Consider the following 26,030-nt stretch of genomic DNA (forward strand, 5'->3'; position numbering starts at 1 on the left):
GTTCCGGATAGATTGATTAAGCTCAATCAAGCTACAAACAAAAAAGCTGACAATACGTCAGCTTCCGTATATTTTACCTAAGTAAATGTGGCGGACGCGGCAGGAGTCGAACCTGCGACCGCCTGGTTCGTAGCCAGGTACTCTATCCAGCTGAGCTACGCGTCCGCGGTAACCTTTCTTTTATATCCTAGTTCCGGATAACGAACCTTGTTCGTAGCCACCATTACCTAATATTACTATCCAACAGAGCTATGAGTTCGTGGTAACCTTTCTTTTATATCCTAGTTCCGGATAGATTAATTAATGCTTTAATCATAGCCAAATATTGCTTAATTACCACTTGAAAAAGTGGCGGACGCGGCAGGAGTCGAACCTGCGACCGCCTGGTTCGTAGCCAGGTACTCTATCCAGCTGAGCTACGCGTCCGCAATATTTTCACGTTATTATCGATAAAGATAATGGCGGTGAGGGAGGGATTCGAACCCTCGATAGGGTATAACGCCTATACTCCCTTAGCAGGGGAGCGCCTTCAGCCTCTCGGCCACCTCACCAACGTGCGGTGAATAATAAGGGATAAAAAAAATATGTCAAACGCTTTTTTTACTTTTCTTTCCGTTTGAAGATATTTCAATCAACTCGGCCGATTTTCATACATTATCACATCGTAAAATAAGCAAATTTAGTCAGGAAAAAGCCGAAAAACAGGCATAAAAAAAGCCGATGATTTATCGGCCTTTTGCTCAGGTATACAGTTTAGTAGTTGCCAGACGGCTCACCATCACCTTTTTCTGACTGTATGCGCATGTAAATTTCTTCACGATGCACTGAAACTTCTTTCGGAGCATTTACACCAATTCGAACTTGGTTTCCCTTTACACCTAAAACAGTAACGGTAACTTCGTCACCTATCATTAGGGTTTCGCCTACGCGTCTAGTAAGTATTAACATTATCGGTTCCTTTAACTAATGAGGTCCACAGATTGATTAAGCTAGATTTTAGATATCCATTTCATACTTCTCTATCTAGTAATAGCCAAGATTATGAAATTAGTCTAAATTTTCTTTCAATTAACGAATAATTAATAACTTGTTTTCAGTATAACAAAGCATCTGTTACTCGTTTGATTGAAAAGTGTGCTTAGTTGTTAACAGTCTTTTAAAAGCATGAGGCGACTAACACCTCATACTATTAGACCGGTCTAACTAAGCTTTTCTTGCAACCACGGCTGCACTGTTGCCATGGCTGCAGGAATATTTTCAGGTTGGCTACCGCCAGCTTGCGCCATGTCTGGACGCCCGCCACCTTTACCGCCAACTTGTTGGGCAACGAAGTTAACTAACTCCCCTGCTTTAACTTGTCCGGTTAAATCTTTTGTTACACCGGCAATTAAGCTCACTTTGCTTTCTTGCGCAGTTGCTAACATGATGATACCCGATCCCATTTTGTTCTTAAGATCATCGACCATTCCACGTAAAGCTTTAGCTTCAACACCGTCGATTGCCGCAATTAACGCTTTAACACCATTAATATCGACCGCTTGACTTACTAAGTCAGCTCCAGCTTGGGCTGCCATCGTTTGCTTAAGCTGCGTAACTTCTTTTTCTAATTGCTTATTTTTCGCAAGCAATTGTTCAACTTTTTCCTGAACGTTATTGCTATCACCTTTAACCAGTGATGAAAGCATAGCAATAAGATCACTTTGCTGCTCAGTATAGTTTATTGCCGCTTCACCAGTCACAGCTTCAATACGACGAATACCAGCGGCAATACCTTGTTCAGAAACAATTTTAAACAAGCCAATATTGCCGGTGCTATCTACGTGTACACCACCACAAAGTTCTGTTGAAAAATCACCTAGTGAAACAACGCGTACTTCGTCATCGTATTTTTCACCAAAGAGTGCCATTGCTCCTTTGGCTTTAGCGTCTTCAATATCCATCAGCTGAGTATCTCGCTTGTGGTTTTTGCGAATTTCTTCGTTTACCAAACGCTCGATATCACGCAGTTCTTGCTTTGTTAGCGCTTCAAAATGAGAAAAGTCAAAGCGCAGTTTTTCTTCATCACACAACGAGCCTTTTTGCGTTACGTGATCACCCAACACTTTACGCAACGCTGCGTGTAATAAGTGTGTTGCAGTATGGTTTTTAACTATTTTTTGACGACGCTCAACATCAATGACTGTGTTAACGCGTTCATTCACTTGAATTGGCGCGCTCGCCATACCTTGGTGAGCAAACGCTTCACCTATTTTCACCGTATCGTTAACAATGAACTCACCACCATTAACCAAAATAACACCCGAGTCACCGACTTGACCACCCGACTCAGCATAAAAAGTTGTATGATCTAATACCACAACACCTTTTTGACCGGCTTCAATCTTATCAACAGATTGACCTTCAACAAACAGCTCAACAACAGTCGCGTTGGCCTCGTTTCTAGTATAGCCCTTAAAATCAGTGACATGAGCAGATTTTAACTGTTCATTGTAGTCAGTACCAAATTGACTAGCTTGCTGTGCGCGTTCACGTTGTAAACCCATCGCTACATCAAAGCCGTTGTGATCTATGTACAACGCACGCTCTCTGGCGATATCAGCTGTCAAATCTGCTGGGAAGCCATAGGTGTCATACAGTTTAAATACATCATCGCCGCTGACTGTATCACCTTCAAGATTTGTTAAAATGTCTTCTAATAAAGCCATCCCGCGATCAAGCGTGCGACCAAACTGCTCTTCTTCAATGCGTAGCATCTTCTCAATAATTGCTTGGTGCTTAATTAGCTCTGGGTAAGCTTGCCCCATAGTTTCAACGAGTGCAGCCACCAACTTGTGGAAAAAATGCGATTTGGCTTCTAATTTATGACCATGACGAACCGCGCGGCGAATAATACGGCGAAGCACATAGCCACGACCTTCATTTGACGGCATAACACCATCAGCTATTAGGAAACTACATGAACGAATGTGATCAGCAATGACCCGCAAAGATTTATGCTCTAAATCATTGCATTCTAATAAATGCGCTGCGGCTTTAATTAAGTGTTGGAATGTATCAATTTCATAGTTGCTGTGAACGCCTTGCATAATCGCAGCAATTCGCTCTAAGCCCATACCTGTATCAACTGACGGCTTAGGCAGTGGTTCCATCGTACCGTCGGCTTGACGGTTGTATTGCATGAAAACTAAGTTCCAGATTTCAATGAAGCGATCACCATCTTCTTCCGGAGAGCCCGGAGGTCCCCCCCAAATGTGTTCACCGTGATCATAAAAAATTTCAGTACAAGGACCACAAGGACCTGTATCGCCCATTGACCAGAAGTTGTCTGATTCAAACTGCTTACTTGGCAACTTATCACCGATGCGAATAATGCGATCTTTTGGGACGCCTATCTCATTGGCCCAGTAATCAAACGCTTCTTGGTCTGATTCATAAGTTGTCACTAAAAGTTTTTCTTCTGGCAACCCTAAGACTTTTGTCAAAAATTCCCATGCGAAACTAATCGCGTCTTCTTTAAAGTAATCACCAAAACTAAAGTTACCCAACATTTCAAAAAATGTATGGTGACGCGCAGTATAACCGACGTTTTCTAGGTCATTATGCTTACCACCGGCGCGCACGCAGCGCTGCGATGAGGTTGCCCTCGTGTAACTTCTTTTTTCTGCACCTAAGAACACGTCTTTAAAAGGCACCATACCGGCATTGGTGAATAATAATGTTGCATCATTGCCGGGAACTAATGAGCTACTATCAACAACTTGATGGCGCTTCGATGCAAAAAAATCTAAAAATGCCTGACGAATTTCGGCACTTGTTTTGATCATGGTGATACCCACTTCTTTTTAATTAACTTAATGACAATACTGAGGCGATTTCGTCATAGGAAAAGCCACGAGCTTGTAAAAATCGAATTCGTTTTGCTTTGTCTTTGGGATCTTTAATGGCGACGTCGCCATACTTTTTCAAGTACGTTTGTTCTACCAACGCGAACCAATCTACCGGTTCGTCTTGATAAGCTAGGCGCTCAATATCGCTCGAGATCCCTTTTTGTTTAAGTTCATTTTGAATATAAAACTGACCGTATCCGCGCGACACCCGATTGCGAATAATACTCTGTGCTGCGCGAAACTGGCTTTGATAGTTGTTATCTACCAAAAACCTGATCACCTCATCAATTTCCTCTGCTTCAAAGCCTTTATTCTTGAGCTTTTGTACGAGCTCTTTTTGCGTGTGTTCACGGCGAGCTAAATAGGAAATTGCCTGATGTAATATATCTTTATTCAAAAACTTTAAAAGCTGACTAAATTTAATACGTTATTCTAACTAAAAACACGACCTAAATAACAGCTTTAAAACTCAAGAATATAAATTATGCTAAATAAGCTAGAAATTATGGCAAATTATCGCAATTAGCACAGATTCCCTTTTACTTTGTGTTAACAATCGCGCAATATTAGAAAGAGATACAAAATACAAAAATAATACAAATATTACACAAGGATGAATATGAAAGTTCAACTTACCCCTTTGACTTCATTTTTTATCGCACTTTTACTTTCGACATTATTGACAGCCTGCGGTGGTTCCTCGAGTAACAATGGCACGAGCTACCGAGTCAGTGTTGATCAATCAGCAATCGAATTCATCAACGAAGCGGGCACTGAGTCTGACGAAACCATCGCTGTTAATGTCAGTTACTCCGGCAAAGGACTGTTAGTTGGCATTCCAAATGACGGTAGCATCCCGCCTTGGTTAAATTATCAAATTACCGAATTAACAGACTCAACCGCGGTAATTGAATTTAGATTAGCCCAAGAAGATGTCATCGGCCCTGAGACATATACCACCCAAATTCGCGTAAGTAGTGGCGACATTGAAAATAGCCAATTCGTTCACACAGATATTAATGTCAGCCTGAGTATTTGGCAGTTATCGATTGACGACACGCCTGTTAGCTTGACGGCAACGAAAGGCAACACCTCAACTGACGAATTTGACATACGATTAATTGCGAGCAATACCGATTACACGATTAGTAGCGATCTCGATTGGTTGTCTTTTAGTACAACTGAAGCGCAAGGCAGCGGCGAGCTTGAAACCATAACTGCGACGGCAGATTACTCAGTAATTGAAAATGCCGGTTTTATTGAAGGCTCAATTACATTAACAGAAAGTACGGGCGGCTCATCTCAAACCATTGACGTAGCCCTAGCACTTGACGAGCTTTACTTAACCACGAGCCAATCTTCGGTAAGTTTTGTCAAAACAGCTAATACTGAGTTTTTGAGCCAACAAGTTGCCATCCACTCAAATGCTGAATCATCGTTAGACTGGCAAGCAAGTAGCGACGCGAGTTGGTTAACGTTAACACCGTCAAGTGATGGTACTGCATTAACAATTACGGCTGATGAAAGCTCAGTTACGGCTGAAAGTCTAGCACAAGCGCAAGTCACTATTACTACAGATGGCGCATTATCAGCGCAATCAGCGGTGATTGAGGTCGCACTTTATCACAGCGCTGCAACGTTAGCCGATTCAGACACGATTACGCCAATAACGGTTAATGCCGATGGATTAGCGGTTAACCCGCTAATCCCTTACGTGTATCTAGCGGTTGATAATACGATTCGAGTTTATCACCAATATACGCTAAACCTTGAAGCGACTTTATCGGTTGCACAAGCAGGGCTCAGTGTTGAAAACCTGATCACATCAAAAGATGGTAAGCATTTATTCGCTATGGCAACTGAAACCACAACAGATGGTGACGGCAATGAAATAACGACAACCTTCCACTACCACATCGATTTAGCCACCAATGCTATCACCGAACTCACCGATGCTGATATTAGCGGTAAACCGGTTGAGCACATGGTGATTAGTGGTCGCGATTTTATTGTCACTGATGCGATGGAATTTGCCGCGTTAAACTTATCGCTCATCCATCAAGATCCTAATACCTTAACCATAGATAACCTTGATTTTGCTAACGCGACTAATGCCTTGTACATCACGACAGGTGGTGCTGATTTAATCAGATTTACCGCACAAGTAAACGACTTTAGCGACACTATGATTGAATTGAGTTTTGATCAAAGTTATCGCCCTGAAAACGGTGGCAATACTGCACTATTTGATATTGTCGTGGACGATAGCGACAATAATGTATACCTGTTAAACGGCACAACAGATTGGCTCAGTTTTGACGGTGAAAGCTTTATCGACAATGGCCGATTAAATACCGGTGAAAACCTCTCGACCTTAGGCATGGTTGCAACACAAAATAAACAACCGATGATTTTACGCGCAGATGCCACACCTAGCGTATTTTTAGAAGGTTACAACTCTGAGCAGAGCCAAGTAAGCCAAACCACGGCATTAACCTTATTGCCAACAATTATCGATATTGACGGTTCAGGTACCCGCTACATTAACTATATTGAAGCCTTAAACACTGTTGTTTTCTACCGTGTTACCCCACTTTAAATAGCTCCTGTTTAATGAAAAAACCTAACGTACGCGTTAGGTTTTTTTATGTTTTCATTTAACTGTTACACCAATTAAAACTTATGTTTTATGATGCCCAAAACTAACCTTGGGTTGTGTTACTCGTTTCTAACGCGTGTAACTTTTTCGACAGCTCCAATATGGTAAACGGTTTAGTCAGCCTTTCGCTATACAACGCTTGAGGCACGGTGGAGGTATCAATAGAGTCACTATAACCACTCATCAATTGAATTTTACATTGAGGAAAGTTATCCAAAACATAACGGGCTAAATCAATACCCGATTTCCCCGGCATCATAATATCGGTTAAAACCACATCGATATCGGACTTGTGTAAAATATCAATAGCTTGTTCAGCAGAGTTTGCAACGTTAACGTGATAGCCTAATTTTGCTAACTCCAACTCAAACAAGCTCGTCAGCGCTTTTTCATCATCAACAACTAATACATTGCCCTGCCCCATCAAGTATTGATCAGGCACTTTATCCTCTTTAACACTAGCAGATGGTTGTGATAAGACAGGGAAATAAAGTTTAAAAACGGTGCCTTCGCCAATTTTACTCTCAACAACTATGGTCCCTTGACTGCGTTGGATAAAGCCATGGACTTGAGCTAAGCCTAAACCAGTGCCTTCTCGGCCTTTAGTTGTAAAAAATGGATCAAATAACCGCTTTAGAATGTCAGGCTCAATACCAGCGCCTGAATCTTTTATTTTTAAGCAGGTGTATTCTCCCACCGGGACAGGGATCAAACTTTGGGCATTTTCATCTAAGTATTCTGTGGATGTACTTATCACTAAGTTCCCCTGCCCAGACATTGCATGCTTGGCATTAATAATTAAATTCAAAATGGCATTTTCAAGCTCAAACGGATCAACTTTGATCAAGGTTGATTTCGCCTGATACTGATAAGTTACTTTAACTTGTTGTGACGCCGCTTTTTCAATCATCAGTTGCTTTTCATCGAGCAAGCCATTGAGATCTAATACCACCGAATTCTCTTCTTTTTTCGATGCAAACGACAGCAACTCTTTTGATAATACTCTTGCACGATCACCTGCATTCAAAATTTGCTCTAAGTAAGTCGCCGTTTCACCTTCAGCCTTTTGCTTAAGTAATTCACTGTAGCCCATGATAATACCTAAAATATTATTAAAATCATGGACTACACCACCCGTTAGCTGTCCAAGTGCTTCCATCTTTTGGCTATGGAGTAATTGCTTTTCTTGAATTTTCTCTAGCGAAACATCGACGACTGTTACCAAAAAGCGCTTTTCCTTGCCGTCGTGAGGCAAGTTAACGAAATTAAATCGGACGGGGAACTCACTTTTATCTTTTTTAACCGCGATTGCTTCATGGCTTTTAGTCAAGTTTTTAGTCGCGTCCTCAGTCAGAAATTTCTCTACAACATTTTGGCCATCTCGCGTGTTGAGGTTTGACAGTAAAACAGCCGCCGGTTGGTTAAGTATTTCTCTCTCCGTGTAACCAAACATAGCGACTGCAGCGCGATTAAATGACAATATTTTACCGCTTTCATCGAGTGACAAAACACCTTCTTTCATGTTGTCAATTATCATCGATTGTTCAGCTTGTTGACTAATTAACTTACTCTTAATTTGTCTACGCTCATGCGAATACATCAACTGACAAGCAAGCCCTGCAATGATATTGACGTAATTTTCCTCTTCGGGCAGCCATTGGCGATTTTCGCCAACGTGTTCTGCACACACAACGCCTTTTAATTGCCCGCCCTGAATAATACCAGCATCTAACATTGAACGAATATTTAATGGTTTGAGGTAGCCCTCTAAAAACTCTTGAGTATGTGGGTGACTGCGAGCGTCGGTAGCACTAATGCGAGTATAAGAAGTTAAGGCGTTAAAATAGGCTGGGTAGTCACTTTTTGACAACACGTTACCGCGTTCAAAGTAGTTTTTGTCAAGGTCGTATAGGGCGTGACAAACGAGCTTTGAGTCATCATCTGAAAACAACCATATGCTAAAGCGACGAACATTTAAGGCTTCACAACCGGCTTTGGCGATTTCATATATCGCAGTTTGCCATGCACCAGAAATAAAACTTTCAGACTGCGTTAGATTTGCAAGAGCCTGCGCTTGAATAGCAACTTGCTTTTGTGCTGCCAGTTTATTGTAGAAGTTAACCTCCAACTGCTTTTGCGCTTCTTGTTTTTTATTGCGGTCGTTAATGCCAACTAAGACACTAGCCACGGTACTAATCAAATTATCTTGCTCAGCGATGTGTTTCTTCGTTTCACTACCATCTCTATCGCTATCACATAAGAATAAGATAGCGATATCTTCATTGCCTTTTTGAATAGGAATAATGGTGCATCGTTTGTTTGCGCTATTATCAGTTTGTTGTATTTCACCAACATAAGGCATCGTTTGAGCTTCTATGAAACGTTCCAATTGATACAAATCGAAGCATTGGTGGAATGACTGATGTGACTTGGAGTCATAGCTCGTCAATACATCAAGATTAGATAAACTACCATTGACTTTAAACAGTATCCCCTTTTTGAAATCATATTCACCAATAAACAATCGAATAATTTCTCGATAGAGCTGCTCATCGCCTTCACCGGCTATAAACTTTTGTTGGATGTTTTTAATCAAAAAAAGCTGTTTACTTTTAACGGCTTCAAGCTGTTGAGTTTGTGATTGAATTGACCACAAAATCATCATCAATGAACAAAACAACAAGAGTAGTACAAGGTTAACCAAAGGAATCGCGTAAATAGCATTAGATGTTTGCTCTTGAAGGCGGGCATATTCAATGCCAATGACAAACTTTAGCGACTTGTCATAGAAAGTAAAATCTACAGGATAATATTGAGCAAGAACTTGAGGATCAGAAAAGTTCGATTGGCCAAACAACAAAACCTCTTGTGCATTAGTTGTATCGAATAACTCTAATTGCCAACCCAAAGGTAAACTTGCAGACAAATGCCGACTTATCATGTGCTCTATGTCAATGACCCCAACTACAGTATCAGTCATTGCCTTCGACGCCCCTGCCAATCTCAACGGCGTGATCATTAATGCGCCAAAGTGCTGATTTTGCACTAGTCGAATGGTATCGGTCATTACCGTTCGCTGGTTGACTACGGCCTTATCTATTGCTGCTTTTCGAGCGTTATTACTGTTTATATCAAAGCCAATGGCAGTCGAGTTATTAGCTTCAGGTAAAATATATTTAACCACCATATAACTTGGTCTTGAATCAACATCTTGCTTTAGTTGCTGTTCGTCGCGTTGATAAACCTTTATTTCTCTACCTAACTCTACTGAGAGCTTAAGCTCAAAACTGGTAACATCCTTCGCTAATACTTGCTGATTATAGCTGATCGCTAACCAGTCTTTACTTGATAAAAAGGGTTTGACGTAATAGTTGAAGTCAGCATATGACAGTGAAGGATGCTGAGAAAATAGTTCAGCAACAATCTCAATATTACTCTGTAACTGCGCTAAATCGGCTTTAACCTGGTTGGTCACTTCAACTTGGTATTTTTGAACCTTATCATGTACATAGTCATTAACTTCATGCTGAGATACCGCAACTAATCCCCATGCAACTCCCGTGAAAATAACGATAGGTAAACCAAACTTCAGGTTTGCAACACTCGCTTTTGACTTTTCACTTAACCATTTAACAAGTAACGGCGTTAAAACGACTATTCCTGATGCATCACCTAACCACCAATACCATGCTTTTACCGCTGCACTTGCTCCATTGAGCTCATAGACTAAATGGTGGGTAAGGAACAGACTCATTGGCGCTATCGCAGCCCCCACCGTTAAGGCGACACCGAAAAAGCTCACTAAGCCCTTGGCACTTGAAAAATATTTTGAGATATCGGATTGTCGTTTTAATAGTATTGCTCGTACCGCAAAAGGCTGAATAATCGTTGTAACTACACTCACCAAATACACAATAATCGGCGTAGGTTCTGTTGGTAAGTAAAAGTAGTACCAATAGTTGGTGAGTAAGACAGCCACCACAATACTTGGCAGCACTCGGTTACCATAGAACAAGACCGCGGCAAGTGCTAAACCTGCTGCTGGATATAAACCACTGGCATTGCCACTTAATGGCGTTGATAGCATTAAACCAAGCCATGCGAGTATCAAGTATCCACAAAAAAAATAACTATTTAACTTTATGTTGGTTAATAACATATGTATTGCTCACTGTGGTCATTTCATCTCTAAACATGAAACAAACGACTAAAAATCGATTAATACGATATACTCATTTACAAAACATAGCAAACAATTTCGATTAAATCGATATAATCGCTTGAATAATTCCACTCATGGTTATAATATCTTCTTCAGTGTAAAACCAAGCGTAGATTGAACTACCTGATGAGTAATCAAGATATTTTAACCCCGACAGAAGCTGCAAAACTTTTAATGATTTCACCTGTCACCCTACGACAGTGGGCGCAAAAAAATAAGATCAAGTCTCATACCACATTGGGTGGGCATCGTCGGTTTTTTTATGCTGATATTGTCAATTTTGCCAAGAAAGAAAATATAACCCTCAATCAAGGAAACGGCGATCAAGCCTTATCTGTTAAAAATATCCTTGTCGTAGATGATGACAAGCCATTTGCACAACTTTTTGAAACGGTATTGAAAAGCCATAACGAAAGCTGGAATGTAGTCGTTTGTCACGATGGCTTTGAAGCTGGCATCAAAACTCAACAGCTGCGACCAGATATTATTTTTGTCGATTTAATGTTGCCAGGGATCCTCGGTGACGAACTATGCCGCAATATCAAATCCAACCCTGAGTTATCTTCAATTCGAATCATCGGTATGACAGGTAACATGCAAACCGAAAACATTAATAGTTTTTTAAAAGCTGGTGCCGAAGCCGTTATTGGTAAGCCACTAGATTTTGAACAGCTTTTTTCTCTTTTAAAATAACCACACGGATATTCCTGCCAGCTTAGCATGCAAATATTTTTTACTGCATGCTAACAAACTCTTGACATCGATTTAATCGAATGTATAATTCGCAACGATTCAATCGTTTTAATCGGTATAACCTATGTCAGCGAATTTTAATTACATCGATGAAGAAGTTCATTTTCCAGCAGAGCAGCAGTTGATATCAACAACAGATCTCGTGGGAAAGATCACCTATGTAAACTCAAATTTCTGCAAAATTGCAGGCTATTCTAAGGACGAACTTATTGGTCAACACCACAACATTGTTCGTCATAAAGACATGCCTAAAGTTGCTTTTGAAGACTTATGGTCAAAGCTTAAGGCATATAAACCTTGGATGGGGTTAGTTAAAAATAGAACCAAGTGTGGACGTTATTATTGGGTCAACGCTTTTGTTACACCTATCTATGAAGCAGGCCGAGTTATTGGTTATCAGTCAGTGAGAACTAAGCCGACGCGCGACGATATTGAGCGTGCTATGCGTATATACAGCGCTAAAAACTTAACGGTAAAGCGCTTTAATATCACTAACCTGTTTGCTGAATTGTCTCGCAATAGCCTAGTTAATTACCTCAGCGGTGCGCTCGCAGCTATCTCTGTCACAGCGTTCGAGCAACCAGCAATTGCTGCAGGCCTGTCAGTAATACCTTTAGTCGGTCTTTACACACAATTTAGAGCAAATAAATTATTAAAAGCCGTCAACAAACAGTGCCGCGCAATTTTCGATAGCCCAGTGATTGCCACTACCTATAGTGACTTACCTGGCGCCTATGCCAACATAGAAACGACGCTTAAGTTTTTAGAATCTAAAGCCGTAACAATCTTAGGTCGAGTTAACTACACCTCAGGGTTAATTGCACAAAATATCGAAACAATCAAAGATGTCACCAAAGATGTCGCCAATGGCACCTACGAACAACAATCACAAGTTGATCAAATTGCCACAGCGATGGAAGAAATGGTGACAACAGTTCAAGATATAGCAAGGAACACGCTTGAAACATCTAACCATACCAATAAGGCATCAGAAATAAGTGATAGCTGTTGTTCTTCAATAAATACCACTAAAGAAGCACTTGAAGCCCTTGCTGGTAAAGTAACTCATGCGGCTGATTCTGCACAACAACTAAATACCCAAGCAGCCAATATTGAAAAAGTCGTTACGGTTATTCGATTAATTACCGAACAAACGGGGTTATTAGCACTTAATGCCGCCATTGAGGCAGCCCGCGCAGGCGAGCAAGGTAGAGGCTTTGCCGTAGTAGCCGACGAAGTTAGAGCACTTGCATCTAAAACCAGTGAATCAACTAAAGAAATTGAGCAAACGATCAGTGAGATTCAGCTAAATATCGCACAATGGGCTGAAAATATGAATGACAGTCGTAGCGATGCTCAATTGAATGTTGAGAAGATGGTTGAAAATGAGCAACTCGTTTTCCAGCAGCAACATATTATGAGTGAAGTACTGGGTCAAAGTATTCAAGTATCTTCAGCTACTGAAGAGCAAGAAGTTGTAGCCAGTGAAATAAACCGCAATATTCACCATATCAATGATATTGCGCAAGCCAATACACAGCACACTGAAGTACTAAAAGCTTCAGTTGACAAACTTCAAGGGATTTCGAATGAAATGAATTCCCTAGTAAGAAGCTTTAGTCACTAGTATTGTCTCTTTAAGAGGGGTAGGTTATGAACACACTTATGTCTGCTGAAAAATCTTTGTGTCTTAGCAATGTGCCATTAGCAATTGTCGAAGGAAGTAAAGACGCCATATTAATAACCGACGAATTCGCTAAAGTCTTATACGTCAACAAAACGTTTACTAAACTAACCGGCTACACTGAAAGTGATGTTTTTGGTAAAACACCGGCCTTGCTCAAATCGGGTCTACAAAATGAAAGTTTTTATCAAGAGATGTGGCGTTCACTGTTAAACGAAGGAATGTGGAGCGGCTATTTATGGAACCGAAAAAAAGATGGAAGTCTATTCTACGAACATCAAGAAATTAAAGTCTTCAATGACATCAATAATAAAAAGCTGTTCGTTGCAACCTTTAAAGATTGTTCGCAAGAGTTAGCGATAGAGCGAAAACGTGAGTTTCTCGACAATTACGACAATCTAACGGCTTTGCCCAACAAAAAACGACTATCATTAGCACTCGATAAGCTAGTGTTACAAAATCAGCCGTTTACCCTACTGAAAATCAAGTTAAATCATTTACCTAAAGTCAATATAACGTTTGGTCACGACTGTGGTGATCAAGTGGTTAAAACCATTGCTCAGCGTATTACGCAAACTCAACACGTTAAGTATTTCGTGGCGCGCACTGGCGGTGACAAGTTTACCGTGGCAATTCCTTTTGTTAACGACCGTAAAAAATTACAAAGTGTTATTAATAGTCTTACCAAGCAATTAGAACAAACGATAAAAACGAAAGAAACTGACATTATTCCTTTTATTAATATCGGTCACAGCCATTTCCCAAATGATGCAGATACGATTAGCGAGTTGTTCGATAAAACCGAGAAATCGCTGCAAAAACAGATCAAGCAACGACAATTACCCTCAGTTAGTAACAGTCTAATGGATCAAGACAATTACACTGAGTTTGCACTGGCTCAAGATATTAGAAGAGCACTTATCACGAAAAGCTTCGAAATATTTTATCAGCCTCAATTTGATACCCAGCTAAAGACGGTGGTCGCTGCCGAAGCACTGATTCGTTGGAAACATGGCGATGGTTTTGTCTCGCCAGCACTTTTTTTACCCGTTGCCCAAGAATATCAATTAATAAAAGATATCGACTTGTATGTTATTGAGCAGGTTTTTATTGATATCCAAAGTGCTCGTAAACGCGGTCAAATACTGCCTAAGATAAGCATTAACGTCTCAGACAATCTAATTTCAATTTCACTTTTAAAAAGGCTTATGGAGCAATACCAAATCACCGGCAGTGATTTCGAAATAGAGGTAACCGAAGGCGTTACCGCTCAACACAACCAAGCCTTTGTTGACTATTTAACAGAATTAAAGCAACTTGGTATTACAACCGCAATCGACGACTTTGGTACGGGATACTCGTCATTAGCGCGCTTACTCAACCTACCTATCGACAAGTTAAAAATCGATAAACAATTTGTCGACCATATTCACACCAAAGAACAAGATAAAAAGGTGTTAAAAGCAATATTACAAATAGCCAACGTATTAAACAAAGCTATTGTTGTTGAAGGTGTTGAGTATCAAGAGCAAGTAGATGTGTTATCAGAGCTAGATACCTTTATTATTCAAGGTTATTACTTCAGTAAAGCGGTTGAGATGCATGAATTCATTAACTTGGTTAACGCACAACAACCTGCTCAATGCGAAGGTACCTTTGGTTAAACTTAGCGACGTTTATAGTGCATCTGTGCATTGTAAACGTCACCATTTGGGTTATAGGCCTATATTAGAAATCCGATACAACAAGAGAGTTAGACGGGCCAACTCTCTTATCGGCTCGACATTAAAACGGCCAACCTTAGTAAACTAACCTTAGATATAGTCTTACCTACGCACTTAATTAAACCACTTTTTCTATCAATTTAAAGCTAGATTTGCCAAGTTGGTGTTTCTGTAATTTGGACACTTTAGCCATATTTTGTTTATAAACATTTAATTAACATATGCAATAAGAGTAGCAATTGAAAAATAAACTTATGTCTATGTGGTTAATGAAATTATCTTTAGCAAGCTTTCTGTTTTTTACCGCACATTATGCCAGCGCATCGCTGATCGTTAATGGTAGTTTTGAGCAAGTAGTCTTTGACGACAACACGTCATCAAAAGGTAATGTATTCGGCACTGATTTAGCAGCCTTTGCAAACAAGAATAAAGGTTGGGATGTATTTATGACCTTGCCGGGCTGGTTTACCTCAGGTGGCAACGGTATAGAAATTCAAAAAAATATCGTCACTAAGTCTCAAGATGGCTCACAACACGTTGAATTAGATTCACACAAAGTTGGTCAATCTAACTCAATGATGACACAAACAGTAGATTCACTGATCGTTGGTCAAATGTATCAACTTGATTATTACTATAAACCGAGAACCAATAACATCGACGATAATGGGATTAATGTTTATTGGTATGGTTCGAATACGCTATTTAACGATGGTATTCAAGCTCAACACACGTCTGACGGTACACGAAATACACAAACCGCTTGGCAACTTGAAACAATCACATTTGAAGCGTTAGAAAGTTCAATGAATTTGAGTTTTGCAGCTGTTGGTAGTCAAAATACACTGGGTGGTCTAATTGATAATGTTTCTTTAGTTCAAGTTGCACAAGTACCTGAGCCTTCAACATTACTATTATTACTATTTCCTGCAGGTATGCTGCTTGTAAAAAGAAAAACAGCTTAAATTGATCACGTTAACGGGATTGAGTGTAAACAATCCCGTAATTATTGGTCAAAAGTTATTGGTCAAAAGTTATTGGTCAAAAGTTATTGGTCAAAAATCGCTTTCAACTCATCAAGGTTTTTAACACCAAAAACTTTGGCTTGCATGTAAAGATCGTCATTAAACTGATGCCCTGTCGCACACCGATAGATACAGTCCAGCATAAAGTGAAATAAACAGGCTTGTTTGTTGCCCATCAAGTTGCCTGCTTTGAACTTTAACTTATCCAACGCCAAAAGCCATTTCACAACCTTTGTATCTATATGCCATTGAGACAACATCAAAGCAGATGCACCAAAAATACCAACACCACATACTTGTTTTAACTGTCGGTTTAAAATAGACAACTCATCAATACCTTGAACCGCTGGAATCACGTAACTAGCCTTGGGTATATCGCGATGATTTAACAAGAAAATACCGATCAAACCAAACATAAGCACTTGCTGGTTTATCGCCATTTCCACTTCTCCATTAAACAAACCTTCGCGTTTAAACCACTTTAAACAGCCAATAGTCAGTGAAAAGGAGCGATGATATGTTGACAATAATCGTTTATCGACAACATCATGCAAAGCATCACTTACCCCGAATAACACGGCAATATTGATCACAGTATCAATGCCTAAGTTTCGGCTGATAGCCTCCCGCAGGTCAAGTGGCGTTTTTCCATAAATAGCTTTACTAGCTTGGCCAATAACTCTACCAGAAAAAACAGGATCACCAGCTACGATTGCAACAACCTTATCCAAATCAATATTGTCATTCGATCTATACTTGATTAACTCAACGCAACTTTGCGGCATAGGTGGTAATGTTTCAATTACTTGGCTAAAAGAAGCTAGCTGCTCTTGAGATTGAGATGTTGTTGCCAAACTGCGGTATTGTGAGGGTGTAATGCCAAATTTTTGCTTAAAAGCTCTTTCAAAGGTGGCACGTTCTGAGTAGCCAAGTCTAGTGGCTAATTCGTCTATTTTTACATTATTTAATATCAGAGATTCAACGCAAAGCGCATTGAGAAATTTAGTCTGAATCGCTTTATAACTCGTACCTTCACTCGCAAGTTTACGCCTAAAGGTGGTAGAGCTCATATTAAGTATCTTTGCGCAGTGCTCTAGCGTAAGCGCTGCTGGTAGCTCTACCGCCAACAAACACTTAGTTACTTGCTCACTCAACGTCCTCATTTTTGCAAAATACTCCTTTATCGCAAACGCATTTGATAGCTGCACTACCTGAATTCAGGTTATTGAATTTAACAGATATTTTCAATCACCTGTGCAGTAAATTTATTTGGTTGTGCTTTTATATAACATCAATTTTAACTAAGACAAACACATTACCAATTAAAGCTGTTCGATTTTAGCTAAATACTCCTCTGCCTTGGTAAGTACTTGCTCGCGCTGCTCATCCGATTTTTTATACCAATTGGCATAAACCATACGATTGCGAGGGTTCGATTTAAACTTGTCTTCATGCGAAGCCATAAAACGCCAATAAAGTGAATTTAACGGGCAAGCATTAGCGCTTGTTAGCTCTTTTACTTGGTAGTGACAACTTCCGCAATAATCACTCATTTTGTTGATATAATTACCGCTAGCAGCATAGGCTTTTGAACCAACAATACCGCCATCAGCAAACTGGCTCATACCTCGCGTATTCGGCATTTCAACCCACTCGATGGCGTCGATATAAATCCCTAAATACCAGGCATCCACTTCATCTGGCTCAATGCCCGCTAGCAAACAAAAATTACCTGTCACCATCAAGCGCTGAATATGATGAGCATAGGCATAATCGAGGGACTGCTTAATGGCCTGATGCTGACAATGCATTTTGGTATCGCCCGTCCAAAACCACTGTGGCAATTCTCGTTTAGCCTCAAGGGTATTTAACGCGGCGTAATCAGGCATATTTGCCCAATAAATACCGCGAATAAATTCTCGCCAACCGACAATTTGCCGAACAAAACCCTCGATTTGCGCAAGGCTAATCACATCGGGCTGGCTATAGTAGTATTCAAGTGCGGTATCAACCACTAGTTTAGGGCTGATCATTTTACTGTTTAGCGCAAACGATAACCGCGAGTGATATAGGCTCCAAGTATTTTGCGTGGCAAGTAAATCTTGCTGACAGGTCATGGCATCTTGAAAGCGGCCGAAATTAGGCAAACAATGTTGGCAAAAATACTTGAGTAGTTCGACAGCTTGCTGGCGGTTAACCGGCCACAACAGTTGCTCGGTCGATTCACCGATGGTTTTTACATGATGCCGAGCTAGACGCAATAAAATATCACTGACGTCATTGGCAAATAATAAGGGGCTAGGAATATTATCAATATCTGTAGGTTTTAGTTTTTGCCGATTTTGCGCATCAAAATTCCACTGCCCGCCCAATGGCTCATCACCATCCATTAATAGCGCAAATGTTGTTCTCATCCGCCGGTAAAAGGCTTCCATGCGATGATGTTTCGCTTTTTTAAACTGCTTCGCTAGGCTTTTTTCATCTAAGTAAAAATGCTCTGTTTCAACGCTTTTCGTGTCAATATCGAGTGTTTGTGCAAACGCTTCAAGTTGTACTCTCAAACGATATTCATCGGGTAGCTGATAACTAAATTCGCGAATCTGATATTGTTGACACAAGTTTGTTAGCAGATCGGGTAAGTCAGCAAACGACTGAGTTTGATCAAGACTCAGGTATAGTATCTGATGACCAGCTTGGCTTAACGCCTTGGCAAAATGCGCCATGGCGAGAAAAAACGCCGAAACTTTTTGCACGTGATGTTTGGCATAATCGGTTTCTTGTTTTAACTCGGCAATCACATATAAGGTCGCTTGGTCGTGTTCTTTAAACCACGAATGCCCAGCGTTTAACTGATCGCCAAGCACAAGCCTGAGCTTTTGATAGTGCTGATAGTCGACTTTACTAATGTGCTGCATGTTTGCTATTTCCTGCGCAGGCCTTTGAGCAATATTTGACATTGTGCCAGTTTAGCCGCCACTTTTTTCGCCAACGAAATGGCCGTTGGCACACTGGGCATAACTTTTCAGGTAATTGGGATTTTTTCATATGGCGTTGGGTGTCCGTTTTTTCCTGGTGCTATGTTTGGCACTCACATGGCGCGCCAATATCCGCTGCGCCTCTTTTTTAACAGGCAGGGTATTACGCCAGCGCCACAATAGCGTCTGTGCTTCTTTGTAAGATAGTGCAATGTCAACGATTGGCTCAGGATAGTCTTTACCGAGCTCAAGGCCGTACATCATTTGTTCCATTGCTGATAACTGCCATGGGGTGTGAATAAGTGGCGCGGGGATTTGTTCAAGCTCAGGTAGCCACTGACGAATAAAGCGCCCGTCTGGATCTTTATCTAAGCCTTGCTTAACAGGATTGTATATGCGAATGGTATTAATACCCGTTACACCCGCTTGCATTTGGAATTGGCTATAGTGAATACCCGGTTCAAAATCCAAAAATAGCCGAGCTAAATGGCTAACGCCCAATCGCCAGTCAATCGCTAAATGGTGACATAAAAAGCTCACTAGCATAGCTCTCATCCTAAAATTTATGTAACCCGTTGCCTGTAAACAACGCATACATGCATCCACCATTGGATAGCCCGTCTTGCCTGACTTCCATGCGTTTAGCCGAATGTTAGCTAGCTCTCCTGTCGCTCGAGGTAAACCGTGATAACCGCGATTAACCGCCTCAAACTCCATCCTCGATTCACTTTCAAATTTTTGGATAAAATGGCAGTGCCAGTGCAATCGCGAACTCAATGCAACCAATGAGCGACGCCAGCCCGGCTTGTGCCAATAGCGCAATAAATACTGATAGCTCTGGCGCAAACTAATGTTACCCCAAGCTAAATACGGTGATAATCTCGAACAATGCGCTTGGCTGGCACTCGGGCTAGACAAGGAGTAATAGTAAGACTGGCCGCGATGCTCAAAGAATGAAGATAAGGTATGCCAAGCCTGAGCTTCTCCGCCTCGTTGAAAATTATCTTCATCTTTAGTGTGCCATTGACTTAAATCGGCTTGCGGAAAGACCTCAACTAATTTGTCGTCATTGAGCCAATTGACCCGCATAATATCGATGCTGTTAATTGGCGCACGCATGACTTGTTGCCAGTGCTTATCCCAATCGTTTCTGTGCTTTAGTGCCCGAATCACAGCGGCATAAGCAAACTCTCGCCATTTGACACCGTGATTGTCGCACCACTGTTTCACCTGTAAGTCTCGCTCAAAAGTGCGATTTAAGCCGATTTCTTGATGTGAAAACAGTGCTGAAATACCATATATCTGATCAATGCGTGTAAGTTCAGTTAAGACATCACCTTGGCTGATACACATTGCTGAATAAGGCACTCTGGCTTTCATATCTTCGAGTGACTGAGCGACAAAACGCCAATGACGAGTATCGTGGTGAGGATCATCAAGCAATAGATCTTCAAAGCAGTAGAACAACAGCACAGGCGAGCCAGCGTCAATAGCCGCTTCTAGTGGCGGATGATCTGATAACCTTAAATCGCGCTTTAGCCAAACAACACTTATTGCCATCGACTAACCTTCCGCCAGTGCGACTGGCCAGTCGGCGGCATCAACACTATCTAAGTTAGTCGCGCCCTGCTCGCCTTGCCAACGGTGAATAAAGTCTTGATTAGGATCGTAGCGTTGTTGCTGTTTTTCTATACTGAAGTGTCGGCCACCTCTTGGGTCAACACCAACGCCAGCGATATATTGCCAATTGCCCCAATTCGCTGCAACGTCATAATCAATCAATTGCGCTTGAAAATAAGCCGCGCCATAGCGCCAATCTAGTGCAAGCTCATTAACGAGATAACTTGCAACAATTTGCCGACCTCTATTAGACATATAGCCCGTTTCACGCAATTGATTCATGCAGGCATTCACCAAGGCACATGGTGTTGTGCCCTGCTGCCACTTGATAAATCGCTCTGGCGAAAAGGTAGTTAACGGTGCTTTTTTCGCGTTGCCTTTAAAGGTAAATAATTTGCTACCTTGCCTTAGTGCTAACCATTGAAAATATTCACGCCACAGCAGTTCAAAACCGATCCAGTAAGTGGATTCATTGGCGCCGAATTGCGCTTCATAGCGCTGTTTTTGTTGCCAAACTTGTCGGGCAGACAAATTACCTTGGCTCAAATAGGGGCTGAGTTTAGTTGATGACGACCACTCATCTAAGGCATTGCGGGTTTGTTTATAGCTCAATGGCGCCTGGCTTGAAAAATAGCTTCTTAAATGACGGCTAGCCGGTAACTCTCCACCAGCAAATGGCACTTGCTTTTCGCTAACAGGATGTGATTTCACGCCAAGTGCCAGTTCGCGTTTAAAATCAAATTCAGGCAAATTGAGCGTTAGTGATCTTGGTAAATTTTCACCAGAAAAACTCAACGGCGGATCTATTGTAATCTCTGGCTGTTCGACGGCTTTTCTAAAATGAGTAAAGCTGACAAAGCTGTTGTCTGCTGTTGGTAACTGCTCAGCTTGTAGTAAAGTTGATTGCCATGCGCTAACAACACGCACCTGTTTGAGCGCATCAACAGCTCGCCAAGCCCTGCGTTCATTCAAGCCAACGCTATTTGCAACACCGATGTGTGATAGATTAAATGCTTCAATCAACGGCGCTAGCGCGATGTGAGGCTCACCATAGACCACGTGAAGTTTATGGCCATAGAGCGATAAGTTACTCGCAAGTGCCTGCAACGACTGACAAATAAAGCGCCAGCGGTGCTCGCCTATTTCACGTTGCTGATAATTGAGTGGTCTGAACCAATTGGGGTTAATGATATAAACAAAAGCAATGCGGTCACATTCAATCGATAGTTGATTTAACGCGGCATTATCTTCAAGACGTAAATCTTGGGTGAAACAGTAAATGCCTTGGCTCATAAACGATTCTCTGCTTTAAAACACCTAATCAATTACGGTGTTAACTAGCCATTAGTTCACTTAACTTAGCAGTATAAATAGTTGAATTAATCTAGTGCTTTAAACTTTTCGTACAACAAGTAATATTTACCCTCTAATGTCAGATGAGACACACAGTGATAATCAATGAAGACACCGAAAAAATTTAACCTCGATTTTAGCCAACGCATCGTTATCGACACTAACCATGTTGCTTGGCAACCAAGCCCCATGAAAGGTGTGTGGCGAAAACCCCTAGCACGTGAAAACGCAGAACAAGGCCACGCTACGAGTATCGTTAGATACGAAGCAGGCGCAAGGTTTTCAGAGCACCCACACCCTTTAGGAGAAGAAATACTGGTACTAGATGGCGTGTTTTCAGATCACACTGGTGATTATGGCGCCGGTAGTTACATTAGAAATCCCGAGGGATTTAGTCATGCGCCGTTTTCAAATCAAGGCTGTACTTTATTCGTTAAGCTACATCAATTTCAGCCTGACGATAAAGCACAAGTGCGTATTGATACCAACAGTGCCAAGTGGCTACCCGGACAAGGTGGTTTAGCCGTGATGCCATTGCACGAACATCAAGGTGAGCACGTTGCCTTGGTAAAATGGCCAGCCGGTGAAAAATTTCAACCCCACCGCCATTTCGGCGGTGAAGAAATACTGGTGTTAAGTGGTGAGTTTAAAGATGAGCATGGTTCATACCCCACAGGTACTTGGCTAAGAAGCCCGCACCTTAGCCAACATCACCCGTTTGTTGATGAGCCAACAACTATCTGGGTTAAAACGGGGCATTTGCCATTTGATCCTTATGGACAAATTTGACCATTCAACTTGTTGGCTAGCATTACCTTTGCGATCTGAGCACCGCTAGTGTCGACTAGTTATGGCGCTAGCGTCGCTATTAACGATTCAGGAAGTGTAAAGTCGGGAAAATCATTTTTAGCTTTATTGTAATAATATCGGGCACGATCTAGATCACGGGTTTTAACATACGTAGTAATCATGTGTTCCGCGTATTTTGGATGTTTAAAATACTCACCAATTTTTTCCATTAGCGTTAATTCTTTTGCTTTATCAACATCGGTTTGTGCTAAGTCATATGCATACAGTCCATATAAAGCTAAGTACATCATGTCATAGGCTTCTGGCTGTTGAGTCAAAGCTAAATCTATATGAGACATCCCCATGGATTTAGCTTTGGCAATAAGCTCCATGGTTGCCTCATCTTTGAACAACTCGCGTTTAGCGGGGGTAATTCCCATTTGAACCAACAGTGCTTCTGCAGCTTTTGCTACCGACATCGGATTTTGAGCGGTAATTAAGTTGCCATCACGCGTGATAAAAGGCAACATCGGACTATTAGCGATAAAATGTGCTCCCCTGTTCTCGAGTTCAGTTTGAGCAATAACTTTGTATTTTTCGATATTTTCTTTTTTAAACGCCTTATCTTCAATCAGTGTAAAACTATTTACGCGCTTACCAGCCACATAATAACGACCGTCTGCTAATTTGATATCAATCAAAGCGGCTGGACCATGGCATACGGCGGCAATTGGCATGTTTGACTGGGCAAAACGGGTAATCCATTGCTTGGTATTGGTATCAAACGGTAAATCCATCACCGCACCATCACCACCAACGATAAATAACGCATCATATTGATTGGCACTAGCTTGCGTCGCAGATAGTGTATTTTGGAGTTGACTTAATCCTGAGGTTTGCTGTTTAAAAAATTTGATAGCAGGTAGGTCATCTTTATTGTTCTTTACTAATACTTTCCCTCCGCTAGGGCTCACTATATCAATACTAACCCCATTGCGATGAAAAATAAGATAGCTTTGCACTAACTCTTCCAAATCATAAGATAGTTCTGGATCGACACTGCCGTATCCCGAAATCAACATGGCTACTTTTTGGTTTTTCGTGATTACCTTAGTTTCTGCCGCTGAACTTGCTCTAACCGGTACAGCCAGCACCAATAAAGTGAAAAAAATTAACGTTAGGATGGGTTTCATCACATGTCTCCTGTTTAAAAAGAGACATTTTATTCATGACAATGTCGTGATTTCGTGAAGACACTTAACACATGGGTAAGTTACACCCGTTGAGGCGACATATCGACAAAGTCTATGGTGACAGTAAACTGTTGTTGAGCTTCGCTATAGTGAGTACTCATATGCCAACAACAAGCCTCACAAATGCGTTTGATTAAACTTAATCCTTGTCCAATACCAATACTCCCTTCCCTTTTAACACCACTGGCTTGATAACCGGTTGGTAGAGGATTGTTGTACTGATTGACCAATGTAAGTGTATGGTTATCTAATGATAGTATGATCTCTGGACTGGTCGCATGAGCGATAACATTGCTGATCAAATTATTTATTAATATTTCCAGCAAATTTTGATTGGCGATAATCATCACATCATTATTTGGCAAATGAATATCAAAGCACAAGCTTTGCCCTTTTTTAGTGTGATTTAACTCGAAATGACTGAGCACACTCTGCTCTATCAATTTATTCAATGACAATGACTTTGCCGATGACGACTCATTCCTAGCTAGCGCCAACAAAACATGCGTTGTTTGTGATAAAGCCTCGGTTGCAGTTTCCATTTGTTTAACTGATAACGGTGAAAAGCCAATGGCATAGTCTTGCCGATCATTTAGCTTAAGCTCTGCTTCACTGTTAAGCTGTTTCTTACTCAGGGCATTTTGCAAGATACTTATTGGCGTTCGAATTTCATGGCTAATATCTTTGGTAAAATGTACTTCTCGTGCTAAGGCTTGATTGAGCATCGTGAAACTTAATTCTATCGATTTTGCTAATGTACCGAGTTCATTATTCGGCATTTGCTGAACGACTTCATTTAATTGGTACAGGTTATCACTATTCACGGTTTTAACTGCGGAAGCCAATTGCTCAATGGGTTGTGAAATGCGTCGACCCATTCGCCAAGCCACCAACGCGACAATCAGACAAGAAAAAAAACTTAAGGCAATAAGCCATCTGACAACATATTGAAAATAGTCGGGGCTGACTTCAATACTGCCAACATCCGCCAGCAAGATGTATTCTTCTTTCTCGATATTAAAACGGGCAAGGTGAAAGGTTTTACCACTCGAGATGGTAAATTCAACTCGCTCAGGTTCTTCTATTAAAGCCAACGAAATTTCTTCTGGAAGTTCAGCGCTGCCTCGGTGTAACTGAAACATTTGCGAATGAGGTAAAGCCACTTTCCCTGTCGACTGATATTGTTGTTTGACGAGTTTAACTTGCTCATCAACTAATCGATTAAAGACATTATCTTCTATCAACCACGAGTAGGCCAAAAGTAAACAACTGTATATCAATGTCAATGAAAGGGTCAGTCCGAGTACCAATTTGGTAATCGAAGACGATAGTCGAGAACTAGATAATTTAAAGATATTCGCCATACTATAGCTCAGGTATATCGAGTCTAAAACCAATGCCATGAACCGTTTTTATCATGCCATAGGTAAAAGGTTTATCGACTGCGCTCCTCAAGGTATACATATGACTTCTCACAGCGTCGGTTTCAGGTGCATCTTCACCCCAAATTTTATCCACCAGATACCGTTTACTAACGGCATTTGGAAAAGCTTCAGCGAGTATGCATAAGATTTTGAAGTCGGTACTTGATAGCTTAATGGCTTGATTGTTGCGGGTAACTTCATTGGTGCTCACATTGATCGATAACTCGCCAACATTGATTACCTTTAACTGGTGAAGCCTATGACGGCGAGTCAGTGCAATACATCGCAAATAGACCTCTTCCAGTAAAAAAGGTTTTGTTAAATAGTCATCGGCGCCAACACCAAACCCTTCAACTTTATGTTCAATACTATCTCTAGCGGTTAACATTAATATTGGTGGTACTGGGGAGCAGGACTGTTTAATATGTTCACAAACCGCAATACCATCGATATCCGGTAGCGATAAATCAAGAATGATGACATCAAAGTTATTCTCTAATGCCAATGCTATTGCGAGTCTTCCTGACTTTGCATAATCGACAACAAATCCCTTTTCTGCGAGAAAGTCGCACAACTGGCTTGCGATATCTGGGTTATCCTCAACAACTAATACCGAATGGTGGTTATGTTCCATTTATGATATCTCACCTTTTTGCTTCATA

The 26,030-nt window shown here is 41.1% G+C and carries 18 protein-coding genes and 3 tRNA genes; 6 read left to right on the forward strand and 15 right to left on the reverse strand.

Features of this window, described 5'->3' with window-relative positions:
• Window positions 1-88: 88 nt before the first annotated feature.
• From LP316_RS15080 to LP316_RS15105, 6 genes are all read right to left on the reverse strand, one after another.
• A tRNA-Arg gene (locus LP316_RS15080) sits at window positions 89-165 on the reverse strand.
• 184 nt (window positions 166-349) lie between these two features.
• Window positions 350-426 (reverse strand) — tRNA-Arg (locus tag LP316_RS15085).
• A gap of 33 nt (window positions 427-459) precedes the next feature.
• Window positions 460-551, reverse strand: a tRNA-Ser gene (locus LP316_RS15090).
• Between the two features lie 202 nt (window positions 552-753).
• Window positions 754-948, reverse strand: coding sequence for a carbon storage regulator CsrA (gene csrA / locus LP316_RS15095; protein ID WP_193021931.1), 195 nt, complete (start codon window positions 946-948; stop codon window positions 754-756).
• A 251-nt stretch (window positions 949-1,199) separates the two neighbouring features.
• The gene (alaS, locus tag LP316_RS15100) at window positions 1,200-3,824 is read right to left on the reverse strand and encodes an alanine--tRNA ligase (RefSeq protein WP_193021932.1); all 2,625 of its coding nucleotides are present in this window, start codon (window positions 3,822-3,824) and stop codon (window positions 1,200-1,202) included.
• Between the two features lie 22 nt (window positions 3,825-3,846).
• A complete protein-coding gene (locus LP316_RS15105; RefSeq protein ID WP_193021933.1) occupies window positions 3,847-4,284 on the reverse strand; it encodes a regulatory protein RecX in 438 nt (145 codons plus the stop codon).
• 222 nt (window positions 4,285-4,506) lie between these two features.
• On the opposite strand from LP316_RS15105, the gene LP316_RS15110 reads away from it, so the two are divergent.
• Complete coding sequence (locus LP316_RS15110; RefSeq protein WP_193021934.1) at window positions 4,507-6,486, forward strand: BACON domain-containing protein; 1,980 nt, start codon at window positions 4,507-4,509, stop codon at window positions 6,484-6,486.
• A 103-nt stretch (window positions 6,487-6,589) separates the two neighbouring features.
• Here the strand turns inward: LP316_RS15110 and LP316_RS15115 are convergent, their stop codons facing one another.
• Window positions 6,590-10,705 (reverse strand): CHASE domain-containing protein, encoded by a 4,116-nt coding sequence (locus LP316_RS15115; RefSeq protein ID WP_226960757.1) that lies wholly within the window; start codon window positions 10,703-10,705, stop codon window positions 6,590-6,592.
• A 189-nt stretch (window positions 10,706-10,894) separates the two neighbouring features.
• On the opposite strand from LP316_RS15115, the gene LP316_RS15120 reads away from it, so the two are divergent.
• The 4 genes from LP316_RS15120 to LP316_RS15135 all read left to right on the forward strand — a co-directional run bounded on the left by LP316_RS15120 (window position 10,895) and on the right by LP316_RS15135 (window position 15,894).
• Window positions 10,895-11,461 carry a response regulator gene (locus LP316_RS15120; protein ID WP_193021936.1) on the forward strand — a complete coding sequence of 189 codons (567 nt, stop codon included), beginning with the start codon at window positions 10,895-10,897 and terminating at the stop codon, window positions 11,459-11,461.
• A gap of 124 nt (window positions 11,462-11,585) precedes the next feature.
• Window positions 11,586-13,148, forward strand: a complete 1,563-nt coding sequence (locus LP316_RS15125) for a methyl-accepting chemotaxis protein (protein ID WP_193021937.1) — start codon at window positions 11,586-11,588, stop codon at window positions 13,146-13,148.
• 26 nt (window positions 13,149-13,174) lie between these two features.
• The gene (locus LP316_RS15130; RefSeq protein ID WP_193021938.1) at window positions 13,175-14,869 is read left to right on the forward strand and encodes a putative bifunctional diguanylate cyclase/phosphodiesterase; all 1,695 of its coding nucleotides are present in this window, start codon (window positions 13,175-13,177) and stop codon (window positions 14,867-14,869) included.
• 299 nt (window positions 14,870-15,168) lie between these two features.
• Window positions 15,169-15,894, forward strand: coding sequence for a PEP-CTERM sorting domain-containing protein (locus LP316_RS15135; RefSeq protein ID WP_193021939.1), 726 nt, complete (start codon window positions 15,169-15,171; stop codon window positions 15,892-15,894).
• Between the two features lie 83 nt (window positions 15,895-15,977).
• Here LP316_RS15135 and LP316_RS15140 read toward each other — a convergent pair whose 3' ends face one another.
• The 5 genes from LP316_RS15140 to LP316_RS15160 form a co-directional block, all read right to left on the reverse strand.
• Window positions 15,978-17,117 (reverse strand): AraC family transcriptional regulator, encoded by a 1,140-nt coding sequence (locus LP316_RS15140; protein ID WP_193021940.1) that lies wholly within the window; start codon window positions 17,115-17,117, stop codon window positions 15,978-15,980.
• Window positions 17,118-17,276: 159 nt separating this feature from the next.
• Window positions 17,277-18,869 carry a cryptochrome/photolyase family protein gene (locus LP316_RS15145; RefSeq protein ID WP_193021941.1) on the reverse strand — a complete coding sequence of 531 codons (1,593 nt, stop codon included), beginning with the start codon at window positions 18,867-18,869 and terminating at the stop codon, window positions 17,277-17,279.
• Window positions 18,856-18,999: a DUF2256 domain-containing protein gene (locus tag LP316_RS15150; RefSeq protein WP_193021942.1), complete on the reverse strand. Its 144-nt coding sequence runs from the start codon at window positions 18,997-18,999 to the stop codon at window positions 18,856-18,858. The genes LP316_RS15145 and LP316_RS15150 overlap by 14 nt, the downstream gene beginning before the upstream one ends.
• A complete protein-coding gene (locus tag LP316_RS15155; RefSeq protein WP_193021943.1) occupies window positions 18,996-20,489 on the reverse strand; it encodes a cryptochrome/deoxyribodipyrimidine photo-lyase family protein in 1,494 nt (497 codons plus the stop codon). The genes LP316_RS15150 and LP316_RS15155 overlap by 4 nt, the downstream gene beginning before the upstream one ends.
• A 3-nt stretch (window positions 20,490-20,492) precedes the next feature.
• Window positions 20,493-21,842 (reverse strand): DASH family cryptochrome, encoded by a 1,350-nt coding sequence (locus LP316_RS15160; protein ID WP_193021944.1) that lies wholly within the window; start codon window positions 21,840-21,842, stop codon window positions 20,493-20,495.
• Window positions 21,843-22,007: 165 nt separating this feature from the next.
• Between LP316_RS15160 and LP316_RS15165 the strand changes: the two genes are divergently transcribed.
• Window positions 22,008-22,691, forward strand: a complete 684-nt coding sequence (locus LP316_RS15165) for a cupin domain-containing protein (RefSeq protein WP_193021945.1) — start codon at window positions 22,008-22,010, stop codon at window positions 22,689-22,691.
• 59 nt (window positions 22,692-22,750) lie between these two features.
• Here LP316_RS15165 and LP316_RS15170 read toward each other — a convergent pair whose 3' ends face one another.
• The 3 genes from LP316_RS15170 to LP316_RS15180 form a co-directional block, all read right to left on the reverse strand.
• On the reverse strand, window positions 22,751-23,884 hold the full coding sequence (locus tag LP316_RS15170; protein ID WP_193021946.1) for a type 1 glutamine amidotransferase domain-containing protein: 1,134 nt from the start codon (window positions 23,882-23,884) through the stop codon (window positions 22,751-22,753).
• Window positions 23,885-23,964: 80 nt separating this feature from the next.
• Window positions 23,965-25,347: a hypothetical protein gene (locus LP316_RS15175; protein WP_226960758.1), complete on the reverse strand. Its 1,383-nt coding sequence runs from the start codon at window positions 25,345-25,347 to the stop codon at window positions 23,965-23,967.
• Complete coding sequence (locus tag LP316_RS15180; protein WP_193021948.1) at window positions 25,310-26,002, reverse strand: response regulator transcription factor; 693 nt, start codon at window positions 26,000-26,002, stop codon at window positions 25,310-25,312. Before LP316_RS15180 ends, LP316_RS15175 begins: the two co-directional genes overlap by 38 nt.
• Window positions 26,003-26,030 lie beyond the last annotated feature (28 nt).

The organism is Thalassotalea sp. LPB0316, from assembly GCF_014898095.1.
In the GTDB taxonomy this organism is placed as follows: domain Bacteria; phylum Pseudomonadota; class Gammaproteobacteria; order Enterobacterales; family Alteromonadaceae; genus Thalassotalea_G.